12 protein-coding genes are annotated in these 12,179 nt (G+C 69.5%); 4 read left to right on the forward strand and 8 right to left on the reverse strand.

Annotated features, from left to right (window positions below; all coding sequences use genetic code 11):
* The first annotated feature begins 156 nt into the window (after nucleotides 1-156).
* Nucleotides 157-1,179, forward strand: coding sequence for a glutathione S-transferase family protein (locus ASH01_RS20190; protein WP_056780850.1), 1,023 nt, complete (start codon nucleotides 157-159; stop codon nucleotides 1,177-1,179).
* A 68-nt stretch (nucleotides 1,180-1,247) separates the two neighbouring features.
* On the opposite strand, the gene ASH01_RS20195 is transcribed toward ASH01_RS20190, so the two are convergent.
* Nucleotides 1,248-2,051 carry an alpha/beta fold hydrolase gene (locus tag ASH01_RS20195; RefSeq protein WP_056780426.1) on the reverse strand — a complete coding sequence of 268 codons (804 nt, stop codon included), beginning with the start codon at nucleotides 2,049-2,051 and terminating at the stop codon, nucleotides 1,248-1,250.
* A 102-nt stretch (nucleotides 2,052-2,153) separates the two neighbouring features.
* Nucleotides 2,154-3,047 carry a metallophosphoesterase gene (locus ASH01_RS20200; RefSeq protein WP_056780430.1) on the reverse strand — a complete coding sequence of 298 codons (894 nt, stop codon included), beginning with the start codon at nucleotides 3,045-3,047 and terminating at the stop codon, nucleotides 2,154-2,156.
* 127 nt (nucleotides 3,048-3,174) lie between these two features.
* Here ASH01_RS20200 and ASH01_RS20205 point away from each other — a divergent pair, with 127 nt between their 5' ends.
* Entirely contained in the window at nucleotides 3,175-3,576 is a 402-nt protein-coding gene (locus ASH01_RS20205; RefSeq protein WP_056780432.1) for a nitroreductase family deazaflavin-dependent oxidoreductase, read from the forward strand.
* A 12-nt stretch (nucleotides 3,577-3,588) separates the two neighbouring features.
* Here ASH01_RS20205 and ASH01_RS20210 read toward each other — a convergent pair whose 3' ends face one another.
* Nucleotides 3,589-4,449 (reverse strand): Fpg/Nei family DNA glycosylase, encoded by an 861-nt coding sequence (locus ASH01_RS20210; protein ID WP_056780437.1) that lies wholly within the window; start codon nucleotides 4,447-4,449, stop codon nucleotides 3,589-3,591.
* A 187-nt stretch (nucleotides 4,450-4,636) separates the two neighbouring features.
* Here ASH01_RS20210 and ASH01_RS20215 point away from each other — a divergent pair, with 187 nt between their 5' ends.
* Nucleotides 4,637-6,076: a hypothetical protein gene (locus ASH01_RS20215; protein ID WP_056780440.1), complete on the forward strand. Its 1,440-nt coding sequence runs from the start codon at nucleotides 4,637-4,639 to the stop codon at nucleotides 6,074-6,076.
* A gap of 13 nt (nucleotides 6,077-6,089) precedes the next feature.
* Here the strand turns inward: ASH01_RS20215 and ASH01_RS20220 are convergent, their stop codons facing one another.
* Together ASH01_RS20220 and ASH01_RS20225 are read right to left on the reverse strand one after the other, a co-directional pair.
* Nucleotides 6,090-7,196: a ParB/RepB/Spo0J family partition protein gene (locus tag ASH01_RS20220; RefSeq protein ID WP_056780442.1), complete on the reverse strand. Its 1,107-nt coding sequence runs from the start codon at nucleotides 7,194-7,196 to the stop codon at nucleotides 6,090-6,092.
* 503 nt (nucleotides 7,197-7,699) lie between these two features.
* A complete protein-coding gene (locus ASH01_RS20225; RefSeq protein ID WP_056780853.1) occupies nucleotides 7,700-8,554 on the reverse strand; it encodes a ParA family protein in 855 nt (284 codons plus the stop codon).
* 366 nt (nucleotides 8,555-8,920) lie between these two features.
* Here ASH01_RS20225 and ASH01_RS20230 point away from each other — a divergent pair, with 366 nt between their 5' ends.
* A complete protein-coding gene (locus ASH01_RS20230) occupies nucleotides 8,921-9,325 on the forward strand; it encodes a hypothetical protein (protein WP_156415684.1) in 405 nt (134 codons plus the stop codon).
* 172 nt (nucleotides 9,326-9,497) lie between these two features.
* Here the strand turns inward: ASH01_RS20230 and rsmG are convergent, their stop codons facing one another.
* From rsmG to yidC, 3 genes are all read right to left on the reverse strand, one after another.
* On the reverse strand, nucleotides 9,498-10,289 hold the full coding sequence (gene rsmG, locus ASH01_RS20235) for a 16S rRNA (guanine(527)-N(7))-methyltransferase RsmG (RefSeq protein ID WP_056780448.1): 792 nt from the start codon (nucleotides 10,287-10,289) through the stop codon (nucleotides 9,498-9,500).
* Nucleotides 10,290-10,361: 72 nt separating this feature from the next.
* Nucleotides 10,362-11,087, reverse strand: coding sequence for a Jag family protein (locus tag ASH01_RS20240; protein WP_056780451.1), 726 nt, complete (start codon nucleotides 11,085-11,087; stop codon nucleotides 10,362-10,364).
* 99 nt (nucleotides 11,088-11,186) lie between these two features.
* Nucleotides 11,187-12,179, reverse strand: a complete 993-nt coding sequence (yidC, locus tag ASH01_RS20245; protein WP_056780454.1) for a membrane protein insertase YidC — start codon at nucleotides 12,177-12,179, stop codon at nucleotides 11,187-11,189.

Below are 12,179 nucleotides of genomic sequence, written 5' to 3' on the forward strand. Positions count from 1 at the left end.
GGTCGGCAGCATGACCACGAGAACCGCCGTGTCGAGGTGGTGTAGACGCGGCGTCGAGGTGGCTCGGGGTTCGTGGCGAGTTCGCCACGTGGCCCTGTCGAGAGTTGCCGAGGCCGCTCCCCGGGCCACGCGGCATACCGAATTAGGGTGGGCAGCATGAGCGAGCCGGGCACCTACGTCGAGAAGAACTTCAAGCGCGACACGAACTACATCACGACCCGCATCACGGCCGACGGTCGGGACGGCTTCGCCGTCGAGGCGGGCCGCTACCGCCTCGTCGTCTCCCGGGCGTGCCCGTGGGCCAACCGCGCGATCATCGTGCGCCGCCTCCTCGGGCTCGAGGACGCCCTGTCGATGGGGATCTGCGGCCCGACCCACGACCGGCGCAGCTGGACCTTCGACCTCGACCCCGGCGGCCTCGACCCGGTGCTGCAGATCCCCCGCATCCAGGACGCCTACTTCACGCGCGACCCCGAATACCCCCGCGGCATCACCGTTCCCGCGATCGTCGACGTGCCGACCGGCGCCGTGGTGACCAACGACTTCAAGCAGATCACCGTCGACCTCGAGACCCAGTGGCGCGACTTCCACCGCGAGGGTGCACCCGACCTCTACCCCGAGGCCCTCGCCGACGAGATCGAGTCGGTGAGCGAGCCGATCTACCGTTACGTCAACAACGGCGTCTACCGCTGCGGCTTCGCCGGCACCCAGGACGCCTACGACAAGGCCTACCGCCGGCTCTGGGAGAACCTCGACCTGCTCGAGGAGCGCCTGTCGACGCGCCGCTACCTCGTCGGCGACCACATCACCGAGGCCGACGTGCGCCTCTTCACGACGCTCGTGCGCTTCGACCCCGTCTACCACGGCCACTTCAAGTGCAACCGGAGCAAGCTCATCGAGATGCCGGCTCTGTGGGGCTACGCGCGTGACCTCTTCCAGACGCCCGGTTTCGGCGACACGGTCGACTTCACGCACATCAAACGGCACTACTACGTCGTGCACAGCGACGTGAACCCGACAGGGGTCGTGCCCCTCGGCCCGTCCCTCGAGAACTGGGCGACGCCGCACGGCCGTGAGGAGCTCGGCGGTTCGCCCTTCGGTGACGGCACGCCGCCGGGGCCGCCGCGTGAGGTCGTGCCGCCGGAGCACAACCCCGTGCTCGCCCTGCTCGCCGGCTGACGAGTCCCTCGACGGCGTATGCCGTTGGGTTGCCTTGTCACACAAGGCAACCCAACGGCATACGCGCGTCAGGAGCGATAGAAGTCCGCGAGGACCGGGGCGAGCACCGCCGCGGGGACCTGGTGGAACTCGCCGGAGAGCTCGACCGCCCGGGCGTCAGGCAGCGCGTCGGCGAGGACTACGGCCGAGTCGTGCAGGGCCGGCATCATCGTGCCGCTGCTGCAGACCGAGAGGAAGGGCACCGTCACGCGGCCCAGGGTCTCGGTGGGCAGGTTCTGGTCGTCACCCCCCAGGCAGAGGCCGTCGTACTTGACCGTGTAGGTCATCGCGAGCATCGGATCCCACATCGGTGTGCCCTTCATCCCCTCGACCATCTCGTCGGGCATCCCGACGACGATGTTGTTGAAGTAGCGCAGGATGCCCTCGCGGTCACCCGCCGCTTCGAAGCGCTCGAGGGTGCCGATGTAGTCGTCCGGTGCCGGCCAGGCGTCGCTGCGGTAGGGCACCTCGATGGCCGACCCCTTGGCGATCGGTGCGCCCGCGGCGATGGCCTCGACGACGAGCGCGCCGCCAGACGAGGCGCCGAAAGCGTAGGCGGGAGAGGCGGATTCACCTGCTGCCGCGATGACGGCGTTGAGATCCTCGACCTCGCGCGCAACCGCGTACGGCTGCGTGTCTCCACTGTCGCCGCGTCCACGACGGTCGTACGTGACGCCCGTCAGTCCCAGCTCGCCCAGCGCCTGGGCGAGGTCCCGGAACGCGCCGCGGTCACAGAAGGCGCCACCGACGACGACCGCGACGGGTCCCGTGCCGTAGGCCTCGAAGGCGATGGTCGTGCCGTCTGCGGATGTGGCCTTCTCGACCTGGCTCATGTCTGACTCCTAGCTGCGTGCGGCCCGCGTGTCGGACCCTCACTCCCATGTCGATCGGGGGTCACCCTTCTCGACACTTCGATTTTCGAAAGGGACATCTGGTCACGTGCGCTTCCGGGAGAAGACCTCGCGGCGGTCGGCCTCCGGCACCGTCTCCATGAACTCCGTGACGGCCGCCGAGAGCGCGGGCCACGTCTCGTGTTGCTCGATCGGCACGACGGTGGCGACAACCTGGTCGGCGTGCACCTCGACGAGGTTCCACGACTGGGGACCGTCGACGCCCATGAGCAGCTCACGCGGCGCTCCGACGTCGTCGACGTAGCTGACGCCACCCGCGACGATGACCGGGACCGAGCCGAGCGTCCCGAAGCTCGTGACGTGGAGGTGGCCGCTGAGGACCGCGCGGACGTCGCTGCCCTCCACGACCGCGCGCAGTCGATCCACGTCGTCGAAGTCGAGCAGCTGCATCACCGGAGATCGGTAGGTGATGGGGGCGTGGTGGATGACGAGAATCGTGCCGTGCTCCGCCGGTGTGGCCAGTTCGTTTGCCAGCCAAGCATATTGGTCGTCGGAGAAGCCGCCGTGGTGATAGCCCGGCACCGCGGAGTCGATGGCGATGACACGCAGCCCCTCGCAGTCGGTCACGGTGTCCTGCGGGGCATCCGTGTCGATGCCGTGGAGCGTGCGGGCCATCGGGCGACGCTCGTCGTGGTTGCCGCCGGTCAGGACGAGGGCGCAGCCGAGCCGCGCGACGACGGGGTCGACGATGTCGCGCAGCAGCTCGTACGCCGCGGGGTCACCGCTGTCGGCGAGGTCACCCGAGAGGACGAGGGCGTCGACCCGCTCCCCCGACGACTCGACCCGCGCAAGAGCCTTGCGCAGCTGCGCCTCGGTGTCGATGTGGCCGGCGAGCAGTCCGCCGGCGGCGATGAGGTGCGTGTCGGACAGGTGGGCGAGCACGTGGGTCGGCGCCGGCCGCGATCCGGTGAGGGCCATGGCGCCAGCCTAGGCGGGCGCGGGCCCGGCAGAGACAGGTGGAGTGTCTCTCTGTCGTCAGGCCCGGGGGAGACGTTCCGGGGTGCCGGCAGGCGTCGCGGGTGCGAGGCTGGGGGCGGAGGTCCCGATGCCGATCCCTCGTGCGGTCACGCAGCTGAACAAGAAGGTTCTCAACAAGGCCCTCGTCCACCTCGCCGGCCATGGCTGGTTCGTCGAGCTCGAGCACGTCGGCCGACGGTCGGGGCGCACCTTCCGGGTGCCGATGATGGCCTTCGACCGCGGCGGTGTCGTCACGGTCGCCCTGACCTACGGTCGCAGGGTCGACTGGCTCGCCAATCTCAGGGCCGCAGGCGGCGGGCGCATGCACCTGGGTGACGAGGTGCTGACCCTGGGCGCCCCCGTCGACCTGGCCGAGGACGAGGGCCGGTCCCGGATGCCCCAGCCGCCCCGGATGATGCTGCCGGTGCTCGGTTGCCACGACTACGTCGAGATCCCCGTCCTGGCGCGTGCGCCGTTCAGGGGCTGGTGAGTCGCGCGGGTCTCAGTGCCGCACCTGGCACGCCAGGCACCAGTAGAGTCGACGTCCCGCAATCTCCCTCTCCTGCAAGGGATTCGAGCACCTCGGGCACGGTTCTCCGGTGCGCTTGTAGACGAGGAACCTCCGGTCGAAGGTGTCACCGAGCCGCTCCCCCGTCAGCCGTCGGCTGATCTCCCGAGCCCGCCCCGAGCGCTTGGCGCGGGCGGCGGCCTCCACCTGGTCCGGGACGGTGAGGATCTGCGAGAACACCCGACCGAGCGGCATGAGGAGGACGAGGTCGGCCCAGATCTCGCGCCAGACCTCCTCGGACACATCGACGCCTCGCGTGAGCGGGTCGACGGCGAGACGATGGAGCACCTCACAGCGGTAGACGTTGCCGACCCCGGCCACGACGGACTGGTCCATGAGCAGCTCCGCCACGGTGCGACGGCTCCGTCGCACCCGGTCCCACCCGGTATCTGCACGTTGGCCACGCCGCAAGGGGTCGGGTCCGAGCGTCCCGACGATCTCGCGTTGTCTCGCCCGGTCGACGAGGGTGCAGATCATCGGCCCGCGGAGGTCGGCCCAGTGCTCGGGACCCACGAGCCGCAGCCGGACGGCTCCCACCGGGGCCGGTGGGACGGCAGCGTCGAGATGTTTCACGGGAAACATGCCGATCAGTCCGAGATGGACGTGCAGCGTCGCATCCCCGATCTCGACGAAGAGGTGCTTGCCCCACGCCTGGGCCCGCTCGAACACCCGTCCGTCCAGGCGCTCGGCGTCGGCCGCGAACCGGCCCTGCGGACTCGACGCCTCGACCTCGTGGCCCCGGAAGGCCCGGTCGAGGCGGTCGGCGAGCGCGTGGATGGTGTGACCCTCGGGCATCCTCGACCTCCCTGTGCCCCTCGTTGCCCCGGTGGCTCGATCCTGCACGACGTACCCGATCCGCGACGCACCGGGTCCTGGCATCGACGTACCAGTGACCGTGCAGGTGCTGGGGCTACCGTGGTGCGGGAGAGCAGAGTCAGGGGCTGTGCCCGTATGTTCGACCCCACCGGACCCAGGGGGCCGCATGACCCACACCGCCAGCGTGACGGCGGAGCCGGCGACGAGGGAGCGCTCGTCGTGGCGCCCTCGGCGCACACCGCCCGACCGGCTCGTGGTCCTCGGCGCCCTGTGCCTCGCCCTGGTCGTCACCGGAGCGGTGCTGCAGGTGGCACACCCGTTCATCCGGCACGACGACTGGTCGTTCACTCTTGGTCGCCACGAGCCGGGATCAACGGCACAGCTCATCCGCAACCTCTACGAGGGCCGCTGGCTGAACACCGTCTACTGGTACGTCATCGGACAGCGCACCTCGATCGTCGTGGCCTCCACGGTCTTCGTCGTGGCCTACTCCGCCTTCGTGTGGGGGTTCGTCCGCGCGCTGGCGCCGCCCACCCGGCTCTCGACGTTCGTCCTGACCTTCGCCGTGTTCGTGTCGGCGATCTGGATCCGCCTCATCTACTGGCCCGGCACGCTCTCGGCCTCGATGATCGTCGCCGCCACGGCCGTGTGGACGCTCCCCTGGGCCCGGAGACGCCGCTGGATGCTCGCGGTCTGGATGGTGGTCTTCGTCGTCCTGTCGATCCTGTCCTACCCGCCGGTGGCCGCCCTCGTGTTCCTCACGTTCGTCGTCACGGAGCTCGGTGAGTCCACGCGCCGCCTGCTCGTCGGGGCCGTCGCCTTCGTCGCGTCGTACGGCATCGGTGTCCTGACGGTGTACGCCCTCAACTGGCTCGCGTTCGGCACGTTCGGCCTGACCATCTCGGCCTGGCGTCGGCCGAACCCGCTCAGGAGCCTCGACGACCTCACGACCAACGTCGGGCGCTACGGCACCCAGTTCGCCTCCCTCGTGGCTCTTCTCGGATGGGCGGCCGTCGTCGCGGCCGTCTGCGTCGTCTGGGCGCTCGTCGACTCCACGACGCGACGCGCGGCCGTCATCGTGCTCGGCGCCCTCGTCATCGTCGTGGCACTCGAGGCGGGGCTCACCGTCTACTCCGGCGTGGTCACCGGCACGAGGGCATCGCTCTGGGCCTGGCCCGCCGTGTGTTTGCCGGCGGCCTTGCTGCTCAAAGGAATTCGGCCGTCACGAATCGCCGGCCTGGTGGCGCTGGCGCTCATCGCCGTCGTCGGCGTCGTCTCTTGGCGCACCGACCTCGGGGCGCACCGGGTGACGCGTGACCAGTACGACGTCATCGTCAGCGACACGGCAGCCCTCGTGGGCCAGCACCCCGGCGACACCGTCGTCATGTGGATGGAGCCGCGCTGGAAGGCGACGGCCCGGGGCTCGATGACCGCCGTCACCGTGCGGTCCATGCTCTACGACCAGCAGGGTCTCTACCCGCGGTGGTGCGAGCCGGCCGAGTGCGCGTCCATCGCCCAAGCCGTGCAGCAGGATCCCCACGCCGACGTGCTGCGCGTCGGCGGGCTCACCGTCGTACGCATCCCCCGTCCGCCGGCCTGGCTCTGACGGACGGTGTGCGTCAGTCGCGCGCCGGGGACGACATGCCCATGAGCCCGAGGATGCGGCGCAGGTCCTCCATCGAGGCGAACTCGACCGTGATCTTGCCCTTGCGCTGACCCAGCGCGATCGCGACCCGGGTCTCGAGGTGGTCCGAGAGTCCCGAGGTGAAGTCGTCGAGCTGCGGGTGGCGGCTCCCTGCACGCGGCCGACGGGGCTTGGGGGCGTCATTGCCCTCGCCGAGCGCGACGAGCTCCTCGATGTTGCGCACGGACAGGCCCTCGGCCACGATGCGCTGGGCCATCCGCTCCATAGCCGCACCGTCGGCCATGCCGAGCAGGGCGCGGGCGTGGCCGGCACTCAGGACACCGGCCGCCAGGCGTCGCTGCACGAGTGGCGGGAGCTTGAGCAGCCGCAGGGTGTTGGAGATCTGCGGTCGGGAGCGACCGATGCGCGTGGCGAGCTCCTCGTGGGAGCACCCGAAGTCGTCGAGCAGCTGCTGGTAGGCCGCGGCCTCCTCGAGCGGGTTCAGCTGGCTGCGGTGCAGGTTCTCGAGCAGTGCGTCGCGCAGGAGGTCGTCATCGCTCGTGTCCTTGATGATGGCCGGGATGACGCCCAGGTCCGCGGCCTGCGAGGCACGCCAGCGGCGCTCACCCATGATGAGCTCGAAGGTCTTGCCCTCGGCCTCGTCGAGCTGGTCGGCGGGGATGCGCCGCACGACGATGGGCTGGAGCACGCCGATCTCACGGATGGAGTGCACCAGCTCGCCCATGTGGTCCTCGTCGAAGACCGTGCGCGGCTGCTTGGGGTTCGGGCGGATCGAGTCGATGTCGAGCTCGGCGAACTCGGCGCCGGGGACGACGGCGAGTCCACTGCTCGTCGTCTCCGCTCCCTGGACCGCAGCGTCACTGCTGGATGTCGACGTGCTCGGGGCGGCCGTGCTCGGCGGCGTGGTCAGATCGGCAGCCCCGTCGGGACCGGCCGGTGCACCCGGCGCCTCGGCCGTGGTGGGCCCTGCCTGCTTCTGCTCGGTGAAGAAGACGTCCACGGGTCGACCGGCGCCTCCGCTCGGCGCGCTCGGGATGAGTGCCCCGAGGCCTCGACCCAGTGCTCGACGCTTCTCCGCCATTCGCCAACCCCTCGCCATCGCCGACGCGGCCATCGCGTCCGTCGGTCAGTCTAGGTGCACGTGACCACTCCGCCCGCCCACCTGACCTCATGTCGCGCTATCACGTCGACAGGCCAGCGGCGACGTTCCACGTGAAACGACGCCGGTCGCTCCGAGTCTCACGACGTTTCACGTGGAACGGTGGGTGGCCGTGACAGGCCCGTCGTCCCCCTGCTGGAGAGTGCGCCTGGACGCCCGGGTCCTCTGACGCCGAGCCGCGTCCGTCTCGTTTCACGTGAAACGAGCGTCGACGGGACTGGCAGTGACACGCCTACCCCACCCTGTCGAGCCGCTCAGCGACTTCTTCTTGTTTCACCTGGACTCTGCGACGTCTCGAGGTGCATCGAGCGGCCGCCGGGCGCAGCGCTCCTCAGCTCAAACGGGATGCCAGTGCGCGTTTCACGTGAAACGGGGCCGTCACCAGACGGTGACGGCCCCGTTTCGGGACGAGGATCGTGTCGAGGTCAGGTGCGACCGGCGGCTCCGCGGTCGGCGATCTCACCCGCCGCCTCGAGGTACGCGAGAGCCCCACTGCTGGCCGGGTCGTAGGTCATCACGGTCTCGCCGAAGCTCGGCGCCTCCGACACCCGGACCGAGCGGGGCACCGACGTCCGGAGCACCTCCGTGGGGAAGTGCTCGCGGACCTCGTCGGCGACCTGGGCCGACAGGCGCGTCCGGCCGTCGTACATCGTCAGCAGGATCGTGGAGACGTGCAGCGCCGGGTTGAGGTGACGCTTGACGAGGTCGATGTTCTTGAGCAGCTGCGAGAGACCCTCGAGGGCGTAGTACTCGCACTGAATGGGGATGAAGACCTCGCTGGCGGCGACCATGGCATTGACGGTGAGCAGGCCCAGACTGGGCGGGCAGTCAATGAGGATGTAGTCGAACTCGTGTCCGGCCTCGGCTGCGGCAGTGATCGCCTTCTGGAGGCGCGACTCACGCGCCACGAGCGAGACCAGCTCGATCTCGGCACCGGCGAGGTCGATCGTCGCCGGTGCGCAGTAGAGGTTCTCCACCGTGGTGCACCGCTGCACGACATCGAGCAGCGGGGTCCCCTCGACGAGCACGTCGTAGATCGACGGCACCTCGGCGTGGTGGTCGATCCCCAGGGCCGTGCTGGCATTGCCCTGCGGGTCGAGGTCGATGACGAGGGCCTTGAGTCCCGACTGCGCGAGGGCGGCCGCGACGTTGACTGTCGTCGTCGTCTTGCCGACGCCGCCCTTCTGGTTGGCCACGGTGAGGACCCGTGGACCCACCGGCTTCGGGAACGGACGACCGGTCAGCTGGATGCGGCGACGGGCGTTCTCGGCGAGCTCCATCGCCAGCGGCGTGTCCTGGCCGGCGGTCGGGATGGCCGCTGCGAGGGCCTCACGATCGGCATGGTCGGCCCTGAGCTCGGAGGCGCGTCGGGCTTCGTCCACAGCGTTGTCCCCAGCCTCGTTCGACGTGATTTCCCGTTCAACAGAGGCATTTCCCGGAGCGTCATCCACCGCGTTGTCCACAGGGGCCGGCAGCTCGTCGTGCGCCGCTTCGACCCCCGGAACCTCGGCATCCGAGGGTGTGAGACCCGAGTCCTCGACCGGCCGGTCGTCGGGTGCCGCTCCTGCAGCGGGCTCGATCACCTGACCCTCACCGAAGGCCGCGGTCTCGTCGGCGAGCGGCTGCTCGGTCGACGGCAGCGGCTCGTGGGAGGCCGAAAGGTCGTGCCCGAGCTCGAGGGGATCGGGCTGCGCGCCCGGCGCCTCGGTGTCGGACGACGTGGGCTCGACGTGCGCTTCCACCGTCCCGGGGCCACGCTCGCCGGCCCCGTCATCCGAAGCGATGTCGTCGCCGGGCTCCGTGTCGACGGGCTCCGTGTCGACGGGCTCGGTGTCGACGGGCTCCGTGTCGACGGTGCTCTCGTCGACCGCACCCTCGTCGTGCGTCCCCGCCACGTCATCGGTTCCGGACGTGGCGTCCGCCGGAGACAGGGTATCCGCGACCTCGCCGGTGCCGGAGTGCGCCGCCTCGGCAGCGTTCGCTGCCTGCGTCTCGTCGCCCGACGTCTCGCGTCCCGACTCTGCCTGCTGCCCGTCACTCGTTTCACGTGAAACGCCCAACATGCGCGCGAGCCACCCGAGACGTCGGTGCTCCGGTCCCGGCTCGGGTTCACTCGGCCAGCCCAGGTTGGTCGACATCGTCACAGGGAGTGCACCTCCGGGGTTGAGGGACGGCCCACGGCTGGATCCGCGAGGGTCATCCATCGAAATGGTCTGGACACGATCATGGCTGATGGCGCGGACGCCCGCCCGCTCCCGGGTCGGAGCGTCGCGAACCGCGCGGCCGATCAGCCCGACGGCGGGCCGAACCGGCACTGGACGGCTGGCGCGAGCGGAACCGTCGACGGTCCACGACCTCGCCGATCGTCGCCCGGAGCACGATGGTGGGGTCACCCAGGAGGTCCCCACCGTACTCGTGCACCTCGGCGTCGATCACGCCTAGACGCGTGAGTGCTGTACGTCCTTCGGCCAGCTCGTCGACGGCGCTGCTCCCCTTCAGGGCGAGCAGGCTGCCGCCCGACTCGAGCAGCGGGAGCGTCCATTCGGCGAGCTGCACGATGCGTGACACCGCCCGGGCCGTGACCCACGGGGCGTGCAGCCGGTCCCACATGGTCTCGGCCCGCGCCGTGTGCACCGTGACGTTCGTCAGACCGAGCTGGGCGACGGTGCCCGACAGCCACCCGGTGCGCCGGGCGAGCGGCTCGACGAGGTGCAGGTCCAGGTCGGGACGCGCGATGGCCAGAGCCAGACCGGGGAGACCGGCACCCGACCCCACGTCGATGACCTGCTGCGTCTCCCCGCTCCGGGGGATCGCCTCGTGGACGACGCCGCAGTTGAGCACGTGACGGTCCCAGAGCCGCGGTGTCTCACGAGGGCCGATCAGGCCGTGGCTGATCCCGGTGTCCGCCAAGATCGCCACGAAGTGCTCGGCCAGCGCGAGCCGGTCCCCGAAGACCGCGGATGCCGCGGCCGGCGTCGCGGGGAGCTCCGCCGGGTCGAGAGCATCGTGGGTCACGCGCTCTCACTCCTCGTGGATGCCGTCTCGGATGCAGCGGTCGATTCCCGTTTCACGTGAAACGGGAGGTGGTCAGGCAGGAAGGATGACGATGTGACGGTGCGGGTCGACACCCTCGGACTCGGACACGAGACCGGCGGCTGCGACCTCGTCGTGAACGACCTTGCGCTCGAAAGCGGTCATCGGCTCGAGCGCGCGCTTCGTCCCCGACTCCTGCACCTCGGCAATGGCGACCTTGGCCAGCTCGACGAGAGCCGAACGACGCTGCGCGCGGTGGCCGGCGATGTCGAGCATGAGGCGGCTCCGCTCGCCGGTCTCGACCTGCACGGCCAGTCGGGTCAGCTCCTGCAGGGCCTCGAGCACCTTGCCGTCGGTCCCGACGAGGCGACGCGGGACGCGGCCCTCGTCGGAGTCGACGATGGCGATCGCAGCCCGGTCGCCGTCGACGTCGACGTCGATGTCCCCATCGAGGTCGGCGATGTCGAGGAGGGTCTCGAGGAAGTCGGCCGCCACCTCACCCTCGCGCTCGAGCATCCGGACCCGCGACTTCTTCTCGCCCTTGTCGGCCTTGTTGCCCTGGTCCTCGACCTCGGGCTCGTCGGAGTCCACAGTCGCGTCCGAGCTCTCGGCCGACGAGGCGGTCTCCACCGCCTCGTCGCTCCGGGAAACCTCGACCGACGGGGTGGACTCGGGCACCTCGGTGACCTGCACGGTGGTCTCGCCGGTGGTCTTTCCGGTGATGGGCTCGGCAGTGGCGTCAGTGGGCGTCTCGACGTCCGTGGCCTGGGTGTCGCTCATTGGAAACTCCTTCGTTCACCGGGGGGCAGATCTGTGGACAACTCACGTCTTCGCAGGTCAGAGGCCCCAAGGCAGTGTGGACAAGTGTGTGGATGAACCTCAGCGGCGGTTCTTGGTCGGCTGCGTGCGGGCACGCTTCTTGCCCTTCGGCTGCTGGCGCTGACCCGACTTGACCGCGTCGTCGGGGACGGTCTCGGTCGACTCGAGGCCCGGCACGGTCAGCTCCTGCATGTCCTTGCCCTTGCGCTTCATCCGCTCACGGCGGGCGCGCTCGGCCTCGGACCCGGGCGCCGGCATGTTGCGGATGACGTAGAACTGCTGGCCCATGGTCCACAGGTTGGTGGTCAGCCAGTAGATCAGGACGCCGATCGGGAAGTTGACGCCCGAGATCGCGAAGAAGATCGGCATCAGGTACAGCAGGACCTTCTGCTGCTTCGCAAACGGGTTGTCCAGAGCGGCTGCGGGCATGTTCTTGCGCATCAGCTGGTACTGCGTCGTGAACGTCGTGGCCGACATGAGGATGATGAGGACGGCCGTGAGGATCTTGACGTTGAGGGAGGCTCCCGGCGTCAGGAAAGAGTCCGACAGCTTGGCGCCGAAGATCGTCGAGCTCTCGATCTGCGCCGCCACCTCGCGGGTGATCGGGCCGATCGCGTCGTGGCCGGGCACCCCCTCGGCCTGGGCCTTGAGGTTGTTGAGCAGCTGGAAGAGCGCGAAGAAGAAGGGGCTCTGGATGAGGATCGGCAGGCAGCTGCTGAACGGGTTGGTCCCGGTGCGCCGGTAGAGATCCATGATCTCCGCCTGCTGGGCCTTCTGGGACTCAGGGTCTCGCTTGCCCTTGTACTTCTTCTGGATCTTCTGCATCTCCGGCTGGATGAGCTGCATCCGGCGGGAGGAGTGGATCTGGCGCACGAAGAGCGGGATGAGCAGGAGTCGGACGACGACCGTGAGGCCGACGATCGACATGGCCCAGGCCCAGCCGGCCAGGTCACCGTTGAGGCCGATCTTGTCGAAGAGCCAGTGCCAGCCGTACATGACCCAGGCTTCACCGAGCTTGATCGGATAGAGCAGGGTGTTGAAGAAGTCGATCAC

Origin of the sequence: Terrabacter sp. Soil811, from assembly GCF_001429655.1 — a bacterium.
In the GTDB taxonomy this organism is placed as follows: Bacteria; Actinomycetota; Actinomycetes; order Actinomycetales; family Dermatophilaceae; genus Terrabacter.

What these genes read in the sequence shown, in the direction of transcription:
- ASH01_RS20205 (WP_056780432.1), top strand. Translation starts at nt 3,175, where the DNA reads ATGCCGATCCCTCGTGCGGTCACGCAGCTGAACAAGAAGGTTCTCAAC.
- ASH01_RS20210 (WP_056780437.1), bottom strand. Translation starts at nt 4,449, where the DNA reads ATGCCCGAGGGTCACACCATCCACGCGCTCGCCGACCGCCTCGACCGG.
- ASH01_RS20200 (WP_056780430.1), bottom strand. Translation starts at nt 3,047, where the DNA reads ATGGCCCTCACCGGATCGCGGCCGGCGCCGACCCACGTGCTCGCCCAC.
- ASH01_RS20190 (WP_056780850.1), top strand. Translation starts at nt 157, where the DNA reads ATGAGCGAGCCGGGCACCTACGTCGAGAAGAACTTCAAGCGCGACACG.
- ASH01_RS20240 (WP_056780451.1), bottom strand. Translation starts at nt 11,087, where the DNA reads ATGAGCGACACCCAGGCCACGGACGTCGAGACGCCCACTGACGCCACT.
- ASH01_RS20225 (WP_056780853.1), bottom strand. Translation starts at nt 8,554, where the DNA reads ATGGAGCTCGCCGAGAACGCCCGTCGCCGCATCCAGCTGACCGGTCGT.
- ASH01_RS20220 (WP_056780442.1), bottom strand. Translation starts at nt 7,196, where the DNA reads ATGGCGGAGAAGCGTCGAGCACTGGGTCGAGGCCTCGGGGCACTCATC.
- ASH01_RS20195 (WP_056780426.1), bottom strand. Translation starts at nt 2,051, where the DNA reads ATGAGCCAGGTCGAGAAGGCCACATCCGCAGACGGCACGACCATCGCC.
- ASH01_RS20215 (WP_056780440.1), top strand. Translation starts at nt 4,637, where the DNA reads ATGACCCACACCGCCAGCGTGACGGCGGAGCCGGCGACGAGGGAGCGC.